Source organism: Brucella anthropi (assembly GCF_046630315.1).
Taxonomy (GTDB): domain Bacteria; phylum Pseudomonadota; class Alphaproteobacteria; order Rhizobiales; family Rhizobiaceae; genus Brucella; species Brucella anthropi_A.
In genome coordinates, this window is sequence record NZ_LQBD01000033.1 from 109,326 (window position 1) to 131,220 (window position 21,895).

Below are 21,895 nucleotides of genomic sequence, written 5' to 3' on the forward strand. Positions count from 1 at the left end.
GGCCTTGAAAAAGAAGCTCCGCCGGTCCACCTTGCCCGCCAGCCAGCGCAAGCGCATCCCGAAAAGCGTGAAACGGCTTTCGGACAGGATGCGCGGTTCAAACCAAAGAAATAGAGCATTTCCCGTGCTTCAGGAAAAACAGGAAATGCTTGATCTGCCCGAAGGAGGAGTTCAAATCCATGGCCTATGAAACGATCATCGTTGAGACACGCGGCGGCGTCGGCCTCATCCGCCTCAACCGTCCGCAGGCGCTCAATGCGCTGAACCGCAAGGTGCTCGACGAACTGACGGAGGCTCTCGGCGCTTTCGACGCGGACGGCAAGATCGGGGCAATCGTCCTGACCGGCTCCGAAAAGGCCTTTGCCGCCGGGGCCGACATCAAGGAAATGCAGCCGATCGATTTCGTGGATGCCTATCTTCAGGACATGTTCGCCGACTGGCAGAAGGTGGACCGTGTCCGCAAGCCGATCATCGCGGCGGTTTCCGGCTATGCGCTGGGCGGCGGCTGTGAATTGGCCATGATGTGCGATTTCATCATCGCTGGCAGCAATGCAAAATTCGGCCAGCCGGAAATCACGCTCGGCGTCATGCCCGGTATGGGCGGTTCGCAGCGCCTCACGCGCTATGTCGGCAAGTCCAAGGCAATGGATATGTGCCTGACCGGGCGCATGATGGATGCGGCGGAAGCAGAACGCAGCGGCCTGGTCTCGCGGGTCGTCGCGCCGGAAGAACTTCTGGACGAAGCGCTGAAGGCCGCCGAACGCATTGCATCCTTCTCGCGCCCGTCGGTACTGATGGTCAAGGAAGCGGTCAACCGCACCTATGAAATGACACTGAGCGAGGGGCTTCGCTTCGAGCGGCGCCAGTTCCATTCGCTGTTTGCGACGCAGGACCAGAAGGAAGGCATGGCGGCCTTCATCGACAAGCGCACGCCATCGTTCAAGAATCGCTGACGGCCCGGCTGGCGGTCGAATGACCGCCCCAACCGGCGCTTGCCGGAGGCCTTCCGGTCCTGTTTGACAGGCCTGCGGGCCGGGTTTGCGGCTTTTTGATCGGTCTTTGGGGCAGAATCCACGTTGACGCCGCGCCAAAGCTGATCTATAAGCCCGCCCACGGATCGGTGGCCCCAGGGATCTTCAAGGGATTTTCTCGGCTGCCCTAGAGGTTTTGTGCCCGGCGGTTTTATCCCCCTGGCTAGCTGACAGAAAAAGAGAGGCATTTATGGCCAATACTCCTTCGGCCAAGAAGGCGGTGCGCAAGATCGCTGCCCGCACCGAGATCAACAAGTCCCGCCGTTCGCGCGTTCGCACCTTCGTGCGCAAGCTGGAAGACGCTCTCATGAGCGGCGACAAGCAGGCTGCGGAAATCGCGTTCAAGGCGGCTGAGCCTGAGCTGATGCGTGCTGCTTCCAAGGGCGTGATGCACAAGAACACCGCTTCGCGCAAGGTTTCCCGCCTTGCCCAGCGCGTCAAGGCACTCAACGCCTGACCATTCATCCATTCCGATGGATCAGTTTCGAAACCCGGCTCATTGTTAGCCGGGTTTTCTTTTTTTAAGCGATTTTTCAGAAAACGGCGCCCCTCGCACCACCTTGAATTGTAGGGATTTTTCAATGTTCAGGCGGGGTCTTTCATAAGGGTCTAATCTATGCATCCGGTAATTTAATTAGCATTTTCAATTGGTTGTATGGCTTTATCCACTGTTATCCACAGGCTGGTTTAGGGACTCGGAAGGGTGTTTGAGTCAAGAAATATTTTTAAAATTATTTTCGGGCAGAACATATCAGGACCACCTAAAAATTGCTCTGCGAAAACGCATTGAATCCAAAGGTGTTATTTCGCTGGCGTCTGATTCCCTTCATTTATGAAGGCCCCTTGCAAGAGGTTTTGCCAAAAAAATGTGGCATTCCAAGGCTTGCCCTTTGCCGCGAGCCTTCGCTAAAGTCAGGGCATAAGAGGGGTGGGCCACCGGCCCGGAGTTAGCATCAAAGAGAGCATTTGTCGGCGTGGGCATTACAACCCGCGGGTGTTATATTCTGGTCATAAGGTCATGATCTTTATGGTTGATTGCTTACCATTCATTAACCGGAATGCCGTTTTAGGCATGGCCCCGACAATTGAATGGTTGTGGCGGATTTCGATCCGGGCAATCAGCCTTCGGTAAAAGTGTTGCGAGTCGTAAAGAAGGTCGCCGGGAAGGAGTATCCGGGTGTGGGTCCTGAAGGGACCGTTTGAGTTTGTGTTTGGCCCAGAGCTTGTGAAGCCGGGTCTTGTGAGTGAGTACCTGCCGCGCCGGACGGACGATAAATCCGCGGTCGGGGCAGGAAAAAAATGACAAGCGCCAGAAAACGGCGCGTACGAATGTGAAGGCAGGCGAGACGATGGCAATGATGACCGGCAAATCGACGGCAACGATGGGTGATGATGCGCATGCGAACCGTATCCACGGATCTTCTGCTACCGGAAATGACAAGAGCCTGGTCGAGTTGAGCGGCACTGCGGGGGATGAGGTTTTCGAGCGCCTGACGGCAAAGCTGAAAGCCCGTGTCGGAACCGAGATCTATTCAAGCTGGTTCGGTCGTCTGAAGCTCGACGACATTTCCAAGAGCATTGTCCGCCTGTCGGTTCCGACGGCATTTCTGCGCTCCTGGATCAACAATCATTATTCCGAGCTCCTGACCGAACTGTGGCAGGAAGAAAACCCGCAAATCCTGAAAGTGGAAGTGGTTGTGCGCGGTGTGAGCCGCGTGGTGCGCAGTGCTGCGCCGGTGGAAGCTGGCGAAGCGGCAGACACCAAGCCTGCCGCCGCGCCGCGCGAAAAGATGGTGTTCCCGCTTGGTCAATCCTTCGGGGGCCAATCCTTTGGCGGCCAGTCGCTCGGTGAAAAGCGCGGCTCTGCCGTGGTCGCGGAATCGGCGGCGGCTTCCGGCGCCGTTCTGGGTTCGCCGCTCGACCCGCGCTATACGTTCGACAGCTTTGTCGACGGCGCATCGAACCGCGTGGCGCTTGCCGCCGCCCGCACCATCGCCGAAGCCGGCTCCAGCGCCGTGCGCTTCAACCCGCTGTTCATCCATGCGTCCGTCGGCCTCGGCAAGACGCATCTTCTGCAGGCCATCGCCGCCGCCGCACTCCAGCGTCAGGAAAAGGCCCGTGTCGTCTATCTGACGGCTGAATATTTCATGTGGCGCTTCGCCACCGCGATCCGCGACAACAATGCGCTCTCCTTCAAGGAACAATTGCGCGATATCGATCTTCTCGTGATCGATGACATGCAGTTCCTGCAGGGCAAGTCGATCCAGCACGAATTCTGCCATCTCCTGAACACGCTGCTCGATAGCGCCAAGCAGGTCGTGGTCGCCGCCGACCGCGCGCCGTCCGAACTGGAATCGCTCGATGTGCGTGTCCGCTCGCGCCTCCAGGGCGGGGTCGCGCTCGAAGTGGCCGCGCCTGATTACGACATGCGGGTCGAAATGCTGCGCCGTCGTCTGGCTGTTGCACAGGCGGAAGATCCGAGCCTGACCATTGGCGAAGAGATTCTTTCCCACGTCGCCCGCACCGTCACCGGATCGGGCCGCGAGCTGGAAGGCGCTTTCAACCAGCTTCTGTTCCGCCAGTCCTTCGAGCCGAATATTTCCATCGACCGCGTCGACGAACTGCTCGGTCATCTGACCCGCGTCGGCGAGCCGAAGCGTATCCGCATCGAGGAAATCCAGCGCATCGTGGCGCGTCATTATAATGTCTCGAAGCAGGATCTGCTCTCGAACCGCCGCACGCGCACCATCGTGAAGCCGCGTCAGGTGGCGATGTATCTCGCCAAGATGATGACGCCGCGCTCCCTGCCGGAAATCGGTCGCCGCTTCGGCGGTCGCGATCACACGACGGTTCTTCATGCCGTGCGCAAGATCGAGGATCTGGTCGGCGCCGACACCAAGCTGGCGCAGGAACTCGAACTTCTCAAGCGCCTGATCAACGATCAGGCTGCCTGATCGGTAAGCTTTCCCGCGATCTACGGCGGTTATCAACAAAAAGCCCGGGCCCTGTCGCTTTCCGACATGGCGCGGGCTTGCTTTTCTCCTTAAAAATCTGCCACTTTAACGGACCTTCTGGCGCCTCGGGCGCCTTATCGACAGGGGCCGCCTGCCTGCCCGTCAGATGCAGTTGCCCTGTCCCAGCGAGCGAGTGCGTTTGAACATGCGTGTTACCCTAGAGCGATCGAACCTTCTCAAATCTCTCAACCACGTCCACCGCGTCGTGGAGCGCCGCAACACGATACCGATCCTGTCGAACGTGCTTTTGCAGGCCGAGGGCGCAAGCCTCGCACTGAAAGCCACCGACCTTGATCTTGAGGTCAACGAGGCAACCGCCGCGATGGTCGAGCAGGCTGGCGCCACGACGGTTCCCGCGCACCTTCTCTATGATATCGTCCGCAAGCTGCCGGACGGTGCCGAAGTCATGCTGTCCACCAACCCGGATGGCGGCTCCATGTCGGTCATTTCGGGCAAGTCGTCCTTCCGGCTGCAATGCCTGCCGCAGTCCGATTTTCCGGAACTGACGGCCGGTGCCTTCACCCATTCGTTCCGCATCGAGGCACAGGCGCTGAAGCGCCTGATCGACCGCACGCAATTTGCGATCTCGACGGAAGAAACCCGCTATTACCTCAACGGCATTTTCTTCCATGCCATCGAAAGCGACGGCGCGCTGAAGCTGCGCGCGGTTGCAACCGACGGGCACCGTCTGGCGCGCGCCGAACTGGAAGCCCCGTCCGGCACGGAAGGCATGCCGGGCATCATCATCCCGCGCAAGACGGTTGCCGAATTGCAGAAGCTGGTCGATGTGCCGGATGTGGTTGTGACGGTTGAGCTGTCGGACGCCAAGATCCGCTTCACGGTCGGCTCGGTCGTGCTCACCTCGAAGCTGATCGACGGCACCTTCCCGGATTACCAGCGTGTGATTCCGTCCGGCAATGACAAGAAGCTCACCATCGGCCGGCAGGATTTTGCCGCCTCCGTCGACCGTGTCTCGACGATTTCCAGCGAGCGTGGCCGCGCGGTCAAGCTTTCGATTGCCGATGGCCAATTGACGCTCACCGTCAACAATCCCGATTCCGGCAGCGCGACGGACGAATTGGCTGCCGACTACGATGGCGATCCGCTCGATATCGGCTTCAACTCGAAATATCTGCTCGATATCACCAGCCAGCTTTCGGGCTCGGATGCGGTCTTCATGCTGGCCGATGCCGGTTCGCCGACGCTGGTGCGCGACACCGGCGATGAAGATGTGTTGTACGTCCTGATGCCTATGCGTGTTTAAAGAACAGAAAAGTGAATACGCCTGAGCCTGATCAAAGCCGCCCGGATCGCGTTTCGATCCGGCGGCTCAAGCTTGCCGATTTCCGCAACTATGCAGAATTGTCGCTGCCTCTGGGGCCGGGCCATGTGGTGCTGACGGGCGAGAACGGCTCGGGCAAGACCAATCTCATCGAGGCGGTTTCCTTTCTGTCGCCGGGCCGGGGCCTGCGCCGCGCGGCCTATGACGATGTGGCGCGCACCAGTTCGCTCGATGGTTTTGCGATCCACGCCGCGCTCGACTGCATGGTCTATGGCGAGGCGGAAATCGGGACCGGCACCGCGGGCGGCGGCGAGGGCGGGCGCAAGGTGCGCATCAACGGTATTGCGGCCTCCGGCGACGACATGCTCGATTATGCGCGCATTCTCTGGGTGGTGCCGTCCATGGACGGGCTTTTCACCGGCGGCGCTTCTGACCGCAGGCGTTTTCTCGACCGCATGGTGCTGGCCATCGATACGGCTCATGGCAAGCGCGTGCTTGATTATGAAAAGGCGATGCGCAGCCGCAACCGGCTGCTGAATGACGGCAATAATGACGACCAATGGCTGGGTGCGATTGAAAGCCAGATGGCGGAACTGGGTACGGCTATCGCCGCCGCCCGCGCCGAAGCCATGCGCCTGATCGCGGCGATGATCGAACGGCTGCCCGCCGAAGGACCATTTCCAAAGGCCGACTGTTTTCTGGAAGGCGCGCTGGAGCAGAGAATCAATGTCGAGGCGGCGCTCGATCTTGAAGAGGATTTCCGCCGCACCCTGCGCGATGGCCGCGCGCGCGACCGGGCGGCAGGGCGCACGCTCGATGGTCCGCACCGCACCGACCTGATCGTCCAGCACAGGCCGAAATCCATGCCGGCCGCGCTCTGCTCGACCGGCGAGCAGAAGGCGCTTTTGATTGGTCTGGTTCTCGCCCATGCCCGGCTGACGGCGGAACTTTCCGGCATGGCGCCGATCCTCCTGCTCGATGAAATCGCCGCGCATCTCGATACGGGTCGCCGTGCCGCGCTCTTCGGCATTCTGGACGAGCTTGGCGGACAGGCTTTCATGACCGGCACCGATCGCACTCTTTTTGATGCGCTTGAAGGCGATGCGCAGTTTTTCAACGTCGCCGCCGGTCAACTGACACGGATATGAGGCAAAATAGTCGCTGACAGCGCCGTTCGGGCGGCATATGTTTGACCGCATGAATGCATCATCCAGACCATTTTCGTCCGAAGAACTTGAACGCTATGCGCGCCATATCGTGCTGCCGGAAATCGGCGGTCCGGGCCAGCAGAAGCTGAAGGCCGCCCGTGTGCTGATAGTCGGTGCCGGCGGGCTTGGCGCGCCGGTGCTGCAATATCTGGCGGCTGCGGGCGTCGGCACGCTTGGCATTGTCGATGACGACACGGTTTCGCTGTCGAACCTGCAACGGCAGGTCATTCACGATACGCAAAGCATTGGCGAGCCGAAAGTGGCAAGCGCGCTTGCCGCCATTGCCCGCATCAACCCGCATGTGAAGGTCGAGGGGCACCAGCTTCGCCTTGATGCTGAAAATGTTGAGGCGCTGATCGGCAATTATGACGTGCTGGTCGACGGTTCCGACAATTTTGCCACGCGCTATGTTCTGGCCGATGCCGCCGCGAAAGTCGGGCGTCCGCTGGTTACTGGCGCGATGGGGCGTTTCGATGGCACGGTGACTGTCCTGATGCCCTATGCGACGGGGCCGGATGGCGCACAGAACCCGTCCTATCGCGATCTTTTCCCGGAAGCGCCGCCGCCGGGCACGATCCCCTCCTGCGCGGAAGCCGGTGTTCTGGGCGTGCTGCCGGGCGTGATCGGCAGCTTGCAGGCCATGGAAGTCATCAAGCTCATCACCGGCATCGGCGAACCGCTGGTCGGTCGCCTGCTGCTCTACAATGCGCTCAATGTGCGTTTTGAGACCATTCGCTACAAGGCGCGCAAGAAGGGCTGAGCATGGCGCTGACATTAACCGATGAAGAACGGTCGATAGCCGCAGGCGATCGCGGAGACGGCGCTGCGATGGCCATGCGCATCGTGGCCGATACTGCAAGACTGATGGGCGCGCCGCGTCTTATCCCGGTTGCTTCCGCGCATATCGATGGCGCGCTTTATCACGGCGACAGCGGAACGCTTTTCGCCGAAAAACTGGTCGAAGGCGGCGCGAAGGTCGAGGTGCGCTCCACGCTCAATGTCGGTTCCATTGATCTCACCGGCTGTTCCCGCAATCTTTTGCCGGCTCACGAGGCGGATATGGCCCGGCGCATGATGCGGGCCTATATCAGGCTCGGCTGCGAGCCGACATGGACCTGCGCGCCCTATCAGGCCGGGCATCGCCCGGAAAAAGGCACCGATGTCGCCTGGGGCGAATCCAATGCGGTCGTGTTCTGCAATTCGGTTCTGGGCGCGCGCACCAATCGCTACGGCGATTTTCTCGATATTGCCTGCGCCATTGCGGGCCGCGCCCCCGATTACGGCCTGCATCGAACGGAAAATCGCCGCGCCACGGTGGTGATCGATATTTCAGGACTGGCCCCCGCATTCCTGTCGTCGGAAGTGGCATGGCCCATTCTCGGCAATCTGTTCGGGCGCAGCGTGGGCACGAATATCGGGGTGGTTGCGGGCAGTCCTGTCCATCCCGATGAAGACGATCTCAAGGCTTTTGGCGCGGCGTCGGCGTCGGTCGGCGCCGTCGGCCTGTTCCATATTGCAGGCGTGACACCGGAAGCCCCCGACCTTGAAACGGCCTTGCAGCATCAGAGGCCGGAAGCTGTCATCCGCGTCACGCAGGACATGATTGAGGCCACGCGCAAGCGGCTTTCGACGGTCGGGCGGGTGGATCATATCGATGCGGTTGCGATTGGCAGTCCGCATCTTTCGATAGCGGAATTCGACCGGCTGGAGCGCGCCATTGCGGAACGCAGGCTCGCCGTGCCGCTTTATGCCTGCACCGGGCGTCACGCGCTGGCCGAACTGGAGAAGGGCGGGCGCAGGCAGGCGCTTGAAAAGGCAGGCGTGCTGATCGTGGCTGATACATGTGTGGTGGTGACGCCTGTTTTGCCAGCTAAGGACGGCGCCGTGCTGATGACCAATTCCGGCAAGTTCGCCCATTATGCACCCGGCAACACCGGCTATGGCGTGCTTTACGGTTCGCTGGAGGAATGCGTGGAAAGTGCCGTTGCGGGCAGGCCGGTTTTCCGGAGGCAGGCAGCATGAGCATTGGTGAAAGTTCCGTACTCGTTGCCGGAAAGGGCGCAGATGCGGAAGCGCTGGTTCTCTCCGCGCCGATCAGTTTCTGGGGTGGCGTCGATCCGAAAAGCGGCCGTATTGCCGATGTGCGACACCCGGAACATGGGCAGAGCATTGCCGGGCGCGTGCTGTGCCTGCCGGGGACCATCGGGTCGTCGTCAGCCGCTGCCGTGCTTCTGGAGCTTGTCCATAGCGGCCATGCGCCTGCGGCCATTGTCCTGCATGAGCCGGATGCGATCCTGCTTCTCGGCCTGATCGTGGCCCGTGAAATGGGGCATGATGTGCCGATTGCTATTGAACTCGACCGCGAGGCGCAAAAGCAACTCGCCGGCCATCGGGTGACGGTCGGCGAGGATGGGGCTATCCGGATCGATCAATATTGAGTTGAACGATCCACGATATGCTCCAGCGTCCCGTCGCGCTCAAAAGCTTCGATCTGGCGGATGATCTGCGGCACAAGGGCGGTTGCGGATGAGCTTGCCGCCGCATGCGGCGTGATCGTCACGCGCGGATGATCCCAGAGCGGGCTGTTGGTTGGCAGCGGTTCCTGATTGAACACGTCGAGCGTAACGGCGGAAAGAAGCCCACGGTCGAGCGCGGCCAGAATATCCGCTTCATTCTGCAATCCGCCGCGTCCCGCATTGATGAGAACCGGCGCACCGAGCGGCCCGTCGGTCTTCAATTGCGCGAACATCGACATGGACAGGATGCCTTTCGTGTCCGGCGTCAGCGGCAGCAGGCAGACGAAGATATCGGCGCTCTTGAGGAATTTCGCAAAACCGTCCGTGCCGTGATAGGTCTGCATACCGTCCATTTCGTGCGGACGGCGGCTCCAGCCGGTGACATTGAAACCGAGTGTTTTCAGCTTTTCCGCCGCATCGCGGCCCAGCACGCCGAGGCCCATAATGCCGACCGTCACTTCATGCGCGGCGGGCTGGCGGCGATCTTCATGCCAGACATGATTCTGCTGCTGCCTGCGATAGCGCGGCCCGAGCCGGTGATGGTCCAGCACCTGCCAGACCACATATTCCGTCATGCGCATGGTGAGATCGCCGGAGATGATTCGCACCAGCGGCACATCGGGAATCTGCGGATCGCGGAAAACGTGGTCCACGCCCGCGCCGAGCGAGAAGATGACCTTCAGATTGGGCAGGTTCGCAAGCGAACCGGGCTTCTGTTTCCACACGAGCGCATATTGGATGGCGGGGTCGTTTTCCGCGCGGTCCGTCACCACCGGCCGATCCGGGGCGTGATCCCGAAACGTCTTCAGCCAGATTTCCGGGTCCCAGTCCGTGATCGCCAGAAGGATATTGCCTTTACTATCGCTCATTGTCTCACTCCCCCTTCGGTCGCCTCCATATGGAAGGCGGCGGCCATCAGTGCCTTGGTGTACTCGGTCTGCGGGTGGGCGAAGATGTCCTTCGCCGCGCCATATTCGACCGCCTTGCCGTTGCGCATCACCAGCACATCATTGGCCAGGGCCTGCACTACCTTCAGATCGTGACTGATGAAAAGATAGGCGAGATCATGCTTCTTCTGCAAGGCGCGCAGCAGATCGACCACCTGCGCCTGCACGCTCATGTCGAGCGCGGAGGTCGGCTCGTCCAGCATGACGAATTTCGGGTTTAGCACCATGGCGCGCGCAATGGCGATGCGCTGGCGCTGGCCGCCGGAAAATTCGTGCGGATAGCGGAAGCGGGTTTCCGGGTCGAGGTTCACCTCGTTGAGTGCGGCAACGACAAGCGCATCGCGGTCGTCCGCGGAAAGCTTCGGCTCATGCACCAGAAGCCCTTCGGCGATGATGTCGGCGATGGTCATGCGCGGCGAGAGCGAGCCGAACGGGTCCTGAAACACGATCTGCATCTCGCGGCGCAGCGGGCGCATATCCTTGAAGCTGAACCTGGCGATGTCGCGCCCGTCGAACCGGATATCGCCCCTGGACGCAATCATGCGCGAAAGTGCCAGGCCAAGCGTGGTCTTGCCGGACCCCGATTCGCCGACGACGCCAAGCGTCTGCCCGGCGCGCAAGGTGACGTCGATGCCGTCCACCGCCTTCACATGGTCGACGGTCTTGCGCATGAAACCCTTCTTGATCGGGAACCAGACGCGAATGTCCTTCCCCTCCATCACGGTTTTTGCGGCGGGATCGGCTGCGGGCGGCTCGCCCTTCGGTTCGGCGGCAAGCAGATGTTTGGTGTAGGGGTGCTGCGGGTTCTCGAAAATCTCTCTGGTCGGCCCGGCCTCGACGATCTTGCCCTTGCTCATCACGCAGACCTTGTCGGCGATCTTGCGCACAATGCCGAGGTCGTGGGTGATGAAGAGCATCGACATGCCTTGCGCGGCCTTCAGCTCGGCCAGCAGCTTCAAAATCTGCGCCTGCACGGTGACGTCGAGCGCGGTGGTGGGCTCGTCGGCAATCAGCAGCTTCGGCTTGTTGGCCAGCGCCATGGCGATCATGACGCGCTGGCGCTGCCCGCCGGACAATTGATGCGGGAAAGCGGAGAGCCGCTTTTCCGGTTCGCGAATGCCGACTTCGTGCAAGAGTTCCAGCGTTCGCGCCCGCGCGGCCTCAACGCCCATGCCCTGATGCATTTTCAGGATTTCGCCGATCTGCCGCTCCACGCTGTGCAGCGGATTGAGCGATGTCATCGGCTCCTGAAAGATCATGGTGATGTCGTTGCCGCGCACATGGCGCAGTTCCGGCTCGGAGGCTTTCATCAGATCCTTGCCGTTGAAAAGAATTTCGCCGGAAGGATGGCTGGCGGACGGGTAGGGCAGCAGCTTCAGGATCGACAGCGCCGAGACGGATTTGCCCGATCCCGATTCGCCGACGAGCGCTACCGTTTCGCCTTCGGCAATGTCGAAGGAAATGTGGTCGACCGAGATGCGGTCCTCGCCGCCCTGGCGGAACGCCACGGACAGGTCGCGGACGGACAGCAGGGCTTTATTCCCCAATTGGTTTATCGGTCCGCCGTTCATTGAAATGCCTTTCGCGGATCGAAGGCATCGCGCGTTGCCTCACCGATGAAGATCAGAAGCGACAGCATCAGCGAAATGACCACGAAGCCGGTAATGCCGAGCCACGGCGCTTGCAGGTTGTTCTTGCCCTGGGCGAGCAGTTCGCCGAGCGAAGCCGAGCCGGGCGGCAGGCCGAAGCCGAGGAAGTCGAGCGAGGTGAGCGTGGTGATCGAGCCGTTCAGGATGAAAGGCAGGAAGGTGAGTGTCGCCACCATCGCATTGGGCAGAAGGTGCCGCCACATGATGGTGCTGTTCTTCACGCCGAGCGCGCGCGCAGCATTCACATATTCGAAGTTTCGCGCCCGCAGGAATTCCGCGCGCACGACGCCGACAAAGGCCACCCAAGAAAACAGAAGCATGATGCCGAGCAGCACCCAGAAGCCGGGCGGCAAGATCGCCGCGATGATCAGCAACAGGTAGAGAACCGGGATCGAGGACCAGATTTCGATGAAGCGCTGGAACAGAAGATCGACCCAGCCGCCGAAATAGCCCTGCACCGCGCCTGCCGTCACGCCGATGATGGCGGAGAAGAAGGTCAGGATCAGGCCGAACAACACCGAAATGCGGAAGCCGTAGAGCGCGCGCGCAAAGACATCGCGCGCCTGATCGTCGGTGCCCAGCAGATTGAAATTGCCGAAGCGGCAATTGGGATCGTTTATGCCGAGCGGATAGCGCTGGCAGCGCACTTCCGGCGAATAAAGCCAGAACGGTTTCGAGGGCGCAGCCTCCGGTATCTCATTGTTCACGGTGTTGTAGGAATAGCGGATCGGCGGCCAGATGGCCCAGCCATGGGCGTTGATCTCATCCTCGATGACCGGGTCGCGATAATCGGTAACGGCATAAAAGCCGCCGAATTTTTCTTCCGGATAATCGACGAAAACCGGCATCAGCAGCTCGCCCTTGTAGGAAACGAGGATGGGCCGGTCATTGGCGATGAACTCGGAGAAAAGCGCTGCAATCAGCAGGAACAGGAAAATCCACAGCGACCAGTAACCGCGCTTGTTGGCCTTGAAGTTCTGCCAGCGGCGCTTGTTGAGCGGCGAGAGCCATGGCCGCTTTACCGGCTTTGCGGCGGGGGAAAGCGTGGTGTCGGTCATCACACGTCCCTCCGGTCAAAGTCGATGCGCGGGTCGATCCACGTATAGGTGAGATCGGACAGGAGCCCGACCAGAAGGCCGATCAGCGAGAAGATGAAGAGATTGGCGAAGACCACCGGATAATCGCGGTTGATGACCGACTGGTAGCCCAGCAGCCCAAGCCCGTCGAGCGAGAAGATGGTTTCGATCAGAAGCGAGCCGGTGAAGAAAGCCGAAATGAAGGCGCCCGGAAAACCGGCAATCACGATCAGCATCGCGTTGCGGAAGACGTGACGATAGAGAACCTGGTTCTCGGTCAGTCCCTTGGCGCGCGCCGTCGTCACATATTGCTTGCGGATTTCTTCCAGAAACGAATTCTTGGTGAGAAGCGTCGTCGTTGCGAAGGCGGAAAGGACCAGCGCCGTCACCGGCAGAACCATGTGCCAGAGGTAATCCCTGATCTTCTCGAACCACGTCATCTGCGCGAAATCGGGTGAGGTGAGGCCGCGCAGCGGAAACCAGTCGAAGAAGGAACCGCCGGCAAAAAGCACGATCAAAAGGATGGCGAAAAGGAAGCTCGGGATCGCATAACCGACGATGATGACGGCGCTTGTCCAGGTGTCGAAGCGCGAGCCGTCCTTGATCGCCTTGCGGATGCCGAGCGGTATGGAAATCATGTAGGAAAGAAAAGTCAGCCACAGGCCGAGCGAGATCGAAACCGGCATTTTCTCCTTGATGAGGTCGATCACGCTGATATCGCGGAAATAGCTGCGGCCGAAATCGAAGCGCATATAGTTCCACAGCATCTGGCCGAAACGCTCCAGCGGCGGCTTGTCGAAACCGAACTGCTTTTCCAGATCGGCGATGAATTGCGGGTCCAGCCCCTGCGCGCCGCGATATTTGGAGTTGACCGAGCCGCTGTCGATGGCGCTCTGGCCAAAATCGCTGCTACCGCCCGAAAGACGGTCGAGCGCATCGCCGCCCTGTCCGGAAAGCTGCGCGATCACGCGCTCCACCGGCCCGCCGGGCGCGAACTGAACCACGGCGAAGGAAATAGCCATGATGCCGAAAATCGTCGGGATCATCAGAAGCAGACGGCGGAGGATATAAGCGCCCATCAGCCCTGTCCGCGCCGCAGATTCAATGTGTTAAGACTTGCCAACAGCTTTTGCCTTTTCTTCTTCAATCCACCACAACGTCTCGACGGGGAAGCCGTAATCGGGCTTGGGCTCCTTGAAACCGAACCGGTCCCAATAGGCCGCGAGATGATTCGCTGTGGTCCAATTTGGAATCCAGTCGCGTCGGATACGCAAGTACCGATCGAGCACCCGCATCGTGGCGACAAGTTCCTCACGTGTCGAAACCTTGCCGATATCCGCAATCAGCGCATCGATCAACGGATCTTCCGTACCCGGCAGATTGTAGCTGCCCGGCACCCTGGCCGACGCGGAGCCGAACATGCCGGCAAGGGATTCCTGCGTCGGCGTGGGGCTGAACTGCAACGCCATGCCCACCATGTCGAACTGGAAATCCTGCAGCCGCGCCTGATATTGGCTTGCATCCACCAGTCGCTGGCTTGCATCGATGCCGATGGCCCGCAATTTCTGGATGAAGGGATTATAGACGCGGGCGAAAGCTTCGGAATTATTGAGTATCTCCAGCGCGAATTTCGAGCCGTCCCTGTCGTGGAACTGGCCGTTCTTGCGCTCGAAACCGGAGGCCTCCAACAGCTTGATGGCCTGCGCGAATTGCGCACGGTCGCGCCCCGTTCCGTCCGATACCGGCATGAGAACGGCTTCGCCGAAAACCGCATCCGGCAGTTTCCCCCGATAGCGTTCGAGAACCTTCAGCTCATCGGGCGTCGGCAGGCCGCTGGCCTGGAAATCCGATCCGTTGAAACAGGATTGCGAGCGGGCATAGACATCGTAGAAAAGATGCCGGTTGGTCCATTCGAAGTCGAAACAGAGCGCGATGGCTTCACGCACGCGCGGATCGCGAAAACGTTCGCGGCGCTGGTTCAGCGCCCATGCCTGCATGAGCGGAAGCTTCTCCTTCGGAAAGGTGCGCTTGACGACTTTTCCCTGCTCCATGGCCGGAAAGTCATAAGCCGTCGCCCAGTTCTTGGAAACGCTCTCCTCGCGATAATCGATGCTGCCTTTCTTGAAGGCTTCGAATTGCGGCTGGCGGTCGCGGAAAAACTCGATGCGGATGCGGTCGAAATGATTGAAGCCTTTCTGCACCGGCAGGTCTTTCGCCCAATAATCCTCGACGCGGTCATATTCGATGAACTGACCGGCGGCGAAATTGCCGACCCTATAGGCGCCGGAGCCCAGCACCGGCTCCATGGTCGTGGCTTCGAAATCGCGATCCTTGAACCAGCTTGCCGACAGGATCGGCACGGTCACGGCATCGAGAATGGCGTTCGGTCCGCGCCCCTCGACGAAACGCATCCGCACGTCGCGGCGGCCGGTCGCCTCCACCTTTTCGACACCGGCCAGCGACTGGCGCAGGATCGGATGGCCCTTCTCCTTGATGGTTGTATAGGTGAACACCACATCCTTCGCCTCGATCGGCGAACCGTCGTGGAAACGCGCTTCCTTGCGCAGCCGGAACGTGCAGCTGCGCCGGTCTTTCGAAAGCGTCGCACTTTCCGCAATCAGGCCATAGACGGAATCCGGCTCGTCCAGCGCCGAAGCCATCAGCGTATCGAAGGTCAGTTCCATGCGCGGCGGCGCATCGCCCTTGAAGGTGAAGGTGTTGAGCGTGTTGAACGTGTCGGTATTCTGGTTCCAGACCCAGGTTGAAGGGGCAAAGTTGAACGTGCCGCCTTTCGGCGCTTCAGGGCTGGCATAGTCGAAATGCGGAAAATCGGGCCCGTATTTCAGGTCGCCGAAAGCCGAAAGCCCGTGCAGCGCCTTGCCCGTCGCAATATTGGCAAAGGCCCTGGCCGGCAGGAAGGCCGCAATGGCGGCGCTTCCCGAAAGTCCCAGAAAATGGCGGCGGTTCATGCGAAGGATCGTCATTCTCGCTCGGGCCTCATTCACTGCCGGTCTTGAGTTTGGCTTCCTTCGCGGGGTCTATCCACCAGGAGAAAGGATCGATGCCGCTGTAATCCGGCTGCTTTTCAGGCATGCCGAACTTGTTCCAATAGGCCACATTGATCTTGTCGGAATACCATTGCGGAATGACGTAATAGTTCCACAAAAGCGCGCGGTCGAGCGCATGGGTCGCGGCGACCAGCTCGTCGCGGTCCTTGGCATAGATGACACGATCGATCAGCTTGTCGATGGCCGGGTTCTTGATCCCGGCATAGTTGCGGCTGCCCTTGAAGTCGGCGGCCTTGGAGCCCCACATGTCGCGCTGCTCATTGCCGGGCGAGGCGGTCTGCGGGATGATGGAGGTGATGACGTCATAGTCGAAATCGTTGACGCGGGCCTGATATTGCGCCGCATCGACGATGCGCACGGTCGCATCGATGCCGATCTTGCGCAGGCTTGCCGCGAACGGATTGTAGATGCGCTCGTCCGTCGGGTCCTTGCCGAGAAATTCGATGGTGAACGGATTGCCCTTGGCATCGACCAGCTTGTTGCCTTTCAGCGTCCAGCCCGCTTCCGCAAAGAGCTTCATCGCGGTGCGCAGATTTTCGCGGGTTGCCTGCGGCGTATCATAGACCGGCAGTTTGAATTCCTTGGTCAGCGCCTCGGCGGGAAGCGCATCCTTCACCGTTTCCAGAATGGCCTGTTCCGCCGGTGTCGGCGGGCCGCTCAGTTCCAGTTCATTGCCGGCGAAATAGCTGTCGATGCGCTTGTACTGGTTGAAGAACAGCATGCGGTTCATCGATTCGAAGTCGAAGGCATAGGTCAGCGCCTGACGCACCTTCGGGTCCTTGAACTTGTCGCGGCGGGTGTTGAGGAAATAACCCTGCATGCGCCCGACGGCATGAAAGGGAAATGACGCCTTCACCACATCGCCGCGCTGCACGGCGGGGAAATTATATTGTTCGGCCCAGCGCTGGGCGCGATTTTCGTTGCGATAATCATATTGGCCGCCTTTCTTGAAGGCTTCCCAGGTCGCATCCTCGTTGAAATAATATTCATAGCGCACACGGTCGAAATTGTTGCGCCCGACATTGACGGCCAGATCCTTGCCCCAATAGTCGTTGACGCGCGCCCAGGTGATGGAGCGTCCGGGTGTCATGCTTTCAATCTTGTAGGCAGAAGAGCCAAGCGGGATTTCCAGCGTCGGGCGGGTGACGTCGCGCTGCCTGCCCTGCGCATCCTTGCCCTCCCACCAATGCTTGGGCAGGATGGCAAGCTGGCCCATGATTTGCGGCAATTCGCGGTTGCCCTTTTGGCTGAAGGTGAATTTCACCTCATGGTCGCCGGTCTTTTCCGCCTTCTCCACATCGCCATAATATTTGTTGTAGAGTGGCGACTGCTTCTTCAGCACGTCGAACGACCAGATCACATCCTCGACGGTGATCGGCTGGCCGTCATGCCATTTCGCCTTGGGGTTGAGCCTGAACTTCACCCAGGAGAAATCGTCGGGATATTGCAGCGCTTCGGCGATGAGCGGATATTGCGTCGATCCCTGATCGAGAGAATCCGCCATGAGCGTATCGTAGAGCATCCCGCCGCCGAAATCGGAAAGGCCGGCAGCGGGAACACCCTGCACCACGAACGGATTGAGACTGTCGAAGGTGCCGACGGCGACCATGTTCAGCGTGCCGCCTTTCGGCGCGTCGGGGTTCACATAGTCATAATGCTTGAAATCGGCCGGATATTTGGGCTCGCCAAGCAGGCTGGAGGAATATCGCCATTGGGGTTCCGCGTCCTTTGCGTGCCCCATCGACACCGTGCTCGCGAGCATGGCCACCGCGAACGCACCTGCCCAGAAAGCTCTCATCCAGTCTCTCCGTTTCCGTTTCGGATATATTAGGGAGAAGTCTTATGGTTTTTTGCGGAGGAAGAAAGGCACGCGGTCGAGAAAATGCATTGAACCAAGAAAAAAGCGCCGGAACATTGCCGGCGCTTTTTTCTTGAGATGGATCGGATAGTCGTCGCTTACTTGGCCGGCGCCGCATCGGCGGTCGGCAGCGGGACCGGATTGTCGGACAGTGTGCGCAGATAGGCGATCAGGTCGGCGCGTTCATTGTCCTTCTTGTCGCCGGCAAAGCCCATGGCCGTGCCCTTGATGAAGCCCTTCGGCGAAGTCAGGAACTTGTTGAGATGTTCAAAATCCCACTTGTTGCCCGCCGCGCCGAATTCCTTCATGGCAGCCGAATAGCCAAAACCTTCAACGGAGGCAGCCGGACGGTCCACGACACCCCACAGATGCGGGCCGACCTTGTTGGCGCCACCCTTTTCGCCGGTATGGCATGCGGCGCAACGCTTGAACACGGTTTCACCGCGCGCCGGATCGGCGTTTTGCAGCAAGGTTGCAATGGAAACTTCTTCCTTGGCCGGCGCGGCTCCCCCTTCGCCACCGGTCGAGGCTTCCGCCGCTTCGATGGCAAAGCCCGGCTTTTCAGGCGCAGGCGAGTGAAACAGAGAATCGGACAGGATGCCCGTCGTCATGACAACGAAAACCGTTGCCAGAAAAGCCATGATAAACTTGTTAGTCCGGGTTGAATTCATCGCCCGTCAGCGCTCCCTCTACCAAACGCTCTCCCCGAGAACGCTCTCCTAGCCGGCATGCAAACCTGTGACAGGACCGCAATTCTCTCCCCGGCATCGGGCGGAAACTAGGTCTTTTGCCAGGGCGATGCAACACCTATAAGGGCAACCGGACCCGTGACTTTTTGACACTTTTGATGCATTTCCTGCAAAGGCAAAGCGGGTTACAAGACGGCCGCGACTTATCGATCTCAAGAGGCGATGATGCTTCAGACATTAAAGACACTCACTCTCATTCCGGCGCGCATGGCCTCGACGCGGCTGCCGAACAAGCCGCTCGCCGATATTTGCGGCAAGCCGATGATCGTGCATGTGGCGGATCGCGCCGTGGCGGCAAAACTGGGCCGCACCGTGGTCGCAACCGACAGCGAAGAGATTTTTGCAATCGTGACGGCGCATGGCCACGAAGCGATCATGACGCGCGGCGACCATGAATCCGGTTCCGACCGCATTTATGAGGCGCTCATGAAGCTTGATCCGGCGGGCGCGGTCGATGCGGTGGTGAACGTTCAGGGCGATCTGCCGACCATCGATCCCGACACGATTCGCCGCGCGCTCCTGCCGCTGGAAGATGGGCCTGCCGATATCGCCACGCTTGGCGTGAAGATTGCGGTGGAAGAGGAAAAGACCAATCCGAATGTAGTCAAGATCGTCGGTTCGCCTTTGGCTGGCAATGCGCGCCTGCGCGCGCTTTATTTCACCCGCGCGACAGCGCCTTATGGCGAAGGCCCGCTCTATCATCATATCGGCCTTTACGCCTATCGCCGCCCGGCGCTTGAACGTTTCGTGAAGCTTGGGCCGTCGCCGCTGGAAAAGCGCGAGAAACTGGAACAGTTGCGGGCGCTCGAAGCCGGAATGCGCATCGATGTGGAACTTGTGAAGACGGTGCCGCTCGGCGTCGACACGCAGGCCGATCTTGACCGCGCCAGAGCATTTTGCAGGCAAATGGGAACCATTTGACGTCGCATAAATGCGGCGTAAAAGGTTTCTTGTCGCAAAGGATATCTGACGACCGCCGTTGAGCGGCATTTGAGAAAGCATGGACACGATGAAAACCAACAGGATTTCCTTCCAGGGTGAAGCGGGCGCAAATTCCGACACGGCGTGCCGCAACATGTTTCCCGATATGGAGCCGTTGCCGTGCCCGACTTTTGAGGATGCCTTCAATGCGGTTGAAACCGGCGCCGCCGATCTGGCCATGATCCCGATCGAGAACACGCTGGCCGGTCGCGTCGCCGATATTCATTATCTGCTGCCGCTCGCCGACATGCATATCGTCGGCGAATATTTCCTGCCGATCCATTTCCAGTTGATGGTGCTTCCGGGCGTCAAACGCGAGGAAATCAGGACGGTGCACAGCCATGTCCATGCGCTTGGCCAGTGCCGCAACGTCATCCGCCAGAACGGCTGGAAGGGCGTCATCGCGGGTGATACGGCAGGGGCCGCGCGTCTCGTCGCCGATATGAAGGACCGCTCCATGGCAGCACTCGCGCCGCGTCTTGCCGCCGATCTCTACGGCCTCGATATTCTGGAAGAAAATGTCGAGGATGCGGAAGACAATGTGACCCGCTTCGTGGTTCTGTCCAAGAACAGCCAATGGGCGCCGCGTCCTGAAAATGGCGAGCGCATCGTGACAACCTTTGTCTTCCGCGTGCGCAACGTCCCGGCTGCACTTTACAAGGCGCTGGGCGGCTTTGCCACCAACGGCATCAATATGACGAAGCTCGAAAGTTATCAGATCGGCGGGCGTTTCATCGCCACGCAGTTCTATGCCGATGTCGAGGGACACCCCGAAGATCACAATCTTCAGCTTGCGCTGGAAGAACTGCGCTTCTTCACCAAGGAAGTGCGCATTCTGGGTGTCTATCAGGGCAGCGACATTCGGGGCACGCAGTTGCTCGCCGCCGAGTAGTCAGCTTGGGTCGTAGACCCAGGCCTTGATCAGATGGGTTGCGATGGCGCCGGATGGCGGCACCCGCAGCCCGTTTTCATGCGTACCTTCCAGCATGGTGCGCACTTCGGCCTTCGAGAACCAGCGGCCGTCTTCCAGCTCCGAACGGTCAATGATGAAATCGTCGCTCAAAACCTCGGCATGACAGCCGATCATCAGCGAATAGGGAAACGGCCAGGGCTGGCTCGCATGATAGGCGACACGGCCGATGGCGAGCTTCATTTCCTCGAAGCTTTCCCGGCGCACGGCGGCCTCGATCGTCTCGCCATGCTCGATAAAGCCCGCGAGACAGGAATAGGAGCCGGGCGCAAAATGCGGCCCACGCGCCAGAATGCATTTTTCGCCGCGCACCGGCAGCATGATCGCCACCGGATCGGTGCGTGGAAAATGCTCCGCGCCGCAATTGGGGCATTGCCGCTTGGCGCCACCGGCGCGCATTTCGGTCTTCGTGCCGCAACGTCCGCAGAAACGGTGATTGGCGTGCCATGCGGTGAGTGCGGCGGCTTGCGCCAATGCGCCCAGCAGCTCGGCCGATACCAGCCCTTCCGTATAGATGCTGCGATAGTCCTGTAGCCGGAAAGGCGCTTCCAGCGTTTCCGGATCGAACGGCGTCGTCAGTGCGACAAGCGGCACGCCATCCTGAAGACCGAGCAGGATCGGTTCATGCAGGTCGGGCGCAAATTCCTTCGCCTCGCCGAGGCGGAACAGGGCGCGCGGCGCCTTCTCATCAGCATGGTCGAGCAGCAGCCTGTTGCCGCCCAGCAGCATGATTCGCGTCTCGGGAAGTTCCAGCGCCGTGAAGGCAGAATCATCCTGCCGCTTTTCGGATTGGCGGTCGATCCGGTTGCCGGAAAATCCGACAGATCGGCTTGGTTCGATTTCCGGCAGGTCATAAAGACGGAAAGCCATGATGCTCTCTGGAAAGGAGTGGGGGAAACAGAGCGCATCCCGAAAAGATGCGCGTGAAAACAAACTAAAGCGCCGCGCGAATGTCGGCGATGAATGTGTCGGCCTGGTTTTTGTCATAGGCTTCGCGGGTGCCGAAACCCCAGACAGGGCCGGGCCAGCCCGCATCGCCTTCATTGCGGGCGATGACATGCAGATGCAATTGCCGCACGATATTGCCGAGCGCGCCGGTATTGATCTTCTGGCATTGGGTCACGGTCTTGAGCGCCTGCGCCACGATGCCGGTCTCGAACGTCAGCATGGTCTGGTCGAGCGGGGTCATGTCGTGGATTTCGGTGAGGTGGGGGCGGCGCGGCACCAGGATCAGCCATGGCCAGCGCCTGTCATTCATCAGCCGAAGCTCGCACAGGCCGAGCGTCGCGACGGAAAAAGTGTCGGCATGAAGCCGTTTATCGAGTTCGAACTGTTCCATAAGCTGTTTCTTACCAGTTTTTTTCGTTCAGCGCTTGCATTTTGCGTGGCAATTGACGATATGCAAGCCGGGAGGTTGGTGGTGGACGAGCCACTCGCCAACCGGGTCAGGTCCGGAAGGAAGCAGCCCTAACGAGCCACGGCACGGGTCATCGTGCCAGCCTCCCACCCTTTCTCACGACGCCGACGACTGTTGATGGATCGCCTC

Annotated in this window: 20 protein-coding genes and 1 other RNA gene; 12 read left to right on the forward strand and 9 right to left on the reverse strand. The window is 60.0% G+C overall.

Annotation, left to right across the window (positions count from 1 at the left end):
• Positions 1 to 4 precede the first annotated feature (4 nt).
• The 9 genes from AVM02_RS14260 (at position 5) to AVM02_RS14300 (ending at position 8,973) form a co-directional block, all read left to right on the forward strand.
• Complete coding sequence (locus AVM02_RS14260) at positions 5 to 190, forward strand: hypothetical protein (protein WP_411507579.1); 186 nt, start codon at positions 5 to 7, stop codon at positions 188 to 190.
• Complete coding sequence (locus AVM02_RS14265) at positions 180 to 953, forward strand: enoyl-CoA hydratase (protein ID WP_411507580.1); 774 nt, start codon at positions 180 to 182, stop codon at positions 951 to 953. The genes AVM02_RS14260 and AVM02_RS14265 overlap by 11 nt, the downstream gene beginning before the upstream one ends.
• Before the next feature lie 268 nt (positions 954 to 1,221).
• Positions 1,222 to 1,488, forward strand: a complete 267-nt coding sequence (gene rpsT / locus AVM02_RS14270) for a 30S ribosomal protein S20 (protein ID WP_411507581.1) — start codon at positions 1,222 to 1,224, stop codon at positions 1,486 to 1,488.
• A gap of 898 nt (positions 1,489 to 2,386) precedes the next feature.
• Positions 2,387 to 3,985 (forward strand): chromosomal replication initiator protein DnaA, encoded by a 1,599-nt coding sequence (gene dnaA / locus AVM02_RS14275; RefSeq protein WP_411507684.1) that lies wholly within the window; start codon positions 2,387 to 2,389, stop codon positions 3,983 to 3,985.
• A gap of 205 nt (positions 3,986 to 4,190) precedes the next feature.
• A complete protein-coding gene (gene dnaN / locus AVM02_RS14280; RefSeq protein ID WP_411507582.1) occupies positions 4,191 to 5,309 on the forward strand; it encodes a DNA polymerase III subunit beta in 1,119 nt (372 codons plus the stop codon).
• Between the two features lie 11 nt (positions 5,310 to 5,320).
• The gene (gene recF, locus AVM02_RS14285; protein ID WP_411507583.1) at positions 5,321 to 6,475 is read left to right on the forward strand and encodes a DNA replication/repair protein RecF; all 1,155 of its coding nucleotides are present in this window, start codon (positions 5,321 to 5,323) and stop codon (positions 6,473 to 6,475) included.
• Positions 6,476 to 6,512: 37 nt separating this feature from the next.
• Positions 6,513 to 7,295, forward strand: coding sequence for a molybdopterin-synthase adenylyltransferase MoeB (locus AVM02_RS14290; RefSeq protein ID WP_411507584.1), 783 nt, complete (start codon positions 6,513 to 6,515; stop codon positions 7,293 to 7,295).
• Positions 7,296 to 7,297: 2 nt separating this feature from the next.
• Complete coding sequence (locus AVM02_RS14295) at positions 7,298 to 8,557, forward strand: aconitase X (RefSeq protein WP_411507585.1); 1,260 nt, start codon at positions 7,298 to 7,300, stop codon at positions 8,555 to 8,557.
• Positions 8,554 to 8,973, forward strand: coding sequence for an aconitase X swivel domain-containing protein (locus tag AVM02_RS14300; RefSeq protein WP_411507586.1), 420 nt, complete (start codon positions 8,554 to 8,556; stop codon positions 8,971 to 8,973). Before AVM02_RS14295 ends, AVM02_RS14300 begins: the two co-directional genes overlap by 4 nt.
• Here the strand turns inward: AVM02_RS14300 and AVM02_RS14305 are convergent.
• The 7 genes from AVM02_RS14305 to AVM02_RS14335 form a co-directional block, all read right to left on the reverse strand.
• Positions 8,964 to 9,920, reverse strand: a complete 957-nt coding sequence (locus AVM02_RS14305) for a 2-hydroxyacid dehydrogenase (protein ID WP_411507587.1) — start codon at positions 9,918 to 9,920, stop codon at positions 8,964 to 8,966. The genes AVM02_RS14300 and AVM02_RS14305 overlap by 10 nt on opposite strands.
• Entirely contained in the window at positions 9,917 to 11,569 is a 1,653-nt protein-coding gene (locus AVM02_RS14310; RefSeq protein ID WP_411507588.1) for an ABC transporter ATP-binding protein, read from the reverse strand. Before AVM02_RS14310 ends, AVM02_RS14305 begins: the two co-directional genes overlap by 4 nt.
• On the reverse strand, positions 11,566 to 12,705 hold the full coding sequence (locus AVM02_RS14315) for an ABC transporter permease (protein ID WP_411507589.1): 1,140 nt from the start codon (positions 12,703 to 12,705) through the stop codon (positions 11,566 to 11,568). The genes AVM02_RS14310 and AVM02_RS14315 overlap by 4 nt, the downstream gene beginning before the upstream one ends.
• Complete coding sequence (locus tag AVM02_RS14320; RefSeq protein ID WP_411507590.1) at positions 12,705 to 13,802, reverse strand: microcin C ABC transporter permease YejB; 1,098 nt, start codon at positions 13,800 to 13,802, stop codon at positions 12,705 to 12,707. Before AVM02_RS14320 ends, AVM02_RS14315 begins: the two co-directional genes overlap by 1 nt.
• Before the next feature lie 30 nt (positions 13,803 to 13,832).
• The gene (locus AVM02_RS14325) at positions 13,833 to 15,707 is read right to left on the reverse strand and encodes an extracellular solute-binding protein (protein ID WP_411507591.1); all 1,875 of its coding nucleotides are present in this window, start codon (positions 15,705 to 15,707) and stop codon (positions 13,833 to 13,835) included.
• Positions 15,708 to 15,720: 13 nt separating this feature from the next.
• Entirely contained in the window at positions 15,721 to 17,589 is a 1,869-nt protein-coding gene (locus AVM02_RS14330; RefSeq protein ID WP_411507592.1) for an extracellular solute-binding protein, read from the reverse strand.
• 158 nt (positions 17,590 to 17,747) lie between these two features.
• Positions 17,748 to 18,320 carry a c-type cytochrome gene (locus AVM02_RS14335; protein WP_411507593.1) on the reverse strand — a complete coding sequence of 191 codons (573 nt, stop codon included), beginning with the start codon at positions 18,318 to 18,320 and terminating at the stop codon, positions 17,748 to 17,750.
• Positions 18,321 to 18,563: 243 nt separating this feature from the next.
• Between AVM02_RS14335 and AVM02_RS14340 the strand changes: the two genes are divergently transcribed.
• The gene (locus tag AVM02_RS14340) at positions 18,564 to 19,319 is read left to right on the forward strand and encodes a 3-deoxy-manno-octulosonate cytidylyltransferase (protein WP_411507594.1); all 756 of its coding nucleotides are present in this window, start codon (positions 18,564 to 18,566) and stop codon (positions 19,317 to 19,319) included.
• 88 nt (positions 19,320 to 19,407) lie between these two features.
• Complete coding sequence (locus tag AVM02_RS14345; protein WP_411507685.1) at positions 19,408 to 20,271, forward strand: prephenate dehydratase; 864 nt, start codon at positions 19,408 to 19,410, stop codon at positions 20,269 to 20,271.
• Here AVM02_RS14345 and nudC read toward each other — a convergent pair whose 3' ends face one another.
• Both nudC and AVM02_RS14355 read right to left on the reverse strand, forming a co-directional pair.
• On the reverse strand, positions 20,272 to 21,219 hold the full coding sequence (gene nudC, locus AVM02_RS14350; protein ID WP_411507595.1) for an NAD(+) diphosphatase: 948 nt from the start codon (positions 21,217 to 21,219) through the stop codon (positions 20,272 to 20,274).
• Positions 21,220 to 21,283: 64 nt separating this feature from the next.
• A complete protein-coding gene (locus AVM02_RS14355; RefSeq protein WP_411507596.1) occupies positions 21,284 to 21,688 on the reverse strand; it encodes an HIT domain-containing protein in 405 nt (134 codons plus the stop codon).
• Positions 21,689 to 21,758: 70 nt separating this feature from the next.
• On the opposite strand from AVM02_RS14355, the gene ffs reads away from it, so the two are divergent.
• Positions 21,759 to 21,856, forward strand: an RNA gene (gene ffs, locus AVM02_RS14360) — signal recognition particle sRNA small type.
• The last annotated feature ends 39 nt before the right edge of the window (positions 21,857 to 21,895 follow it).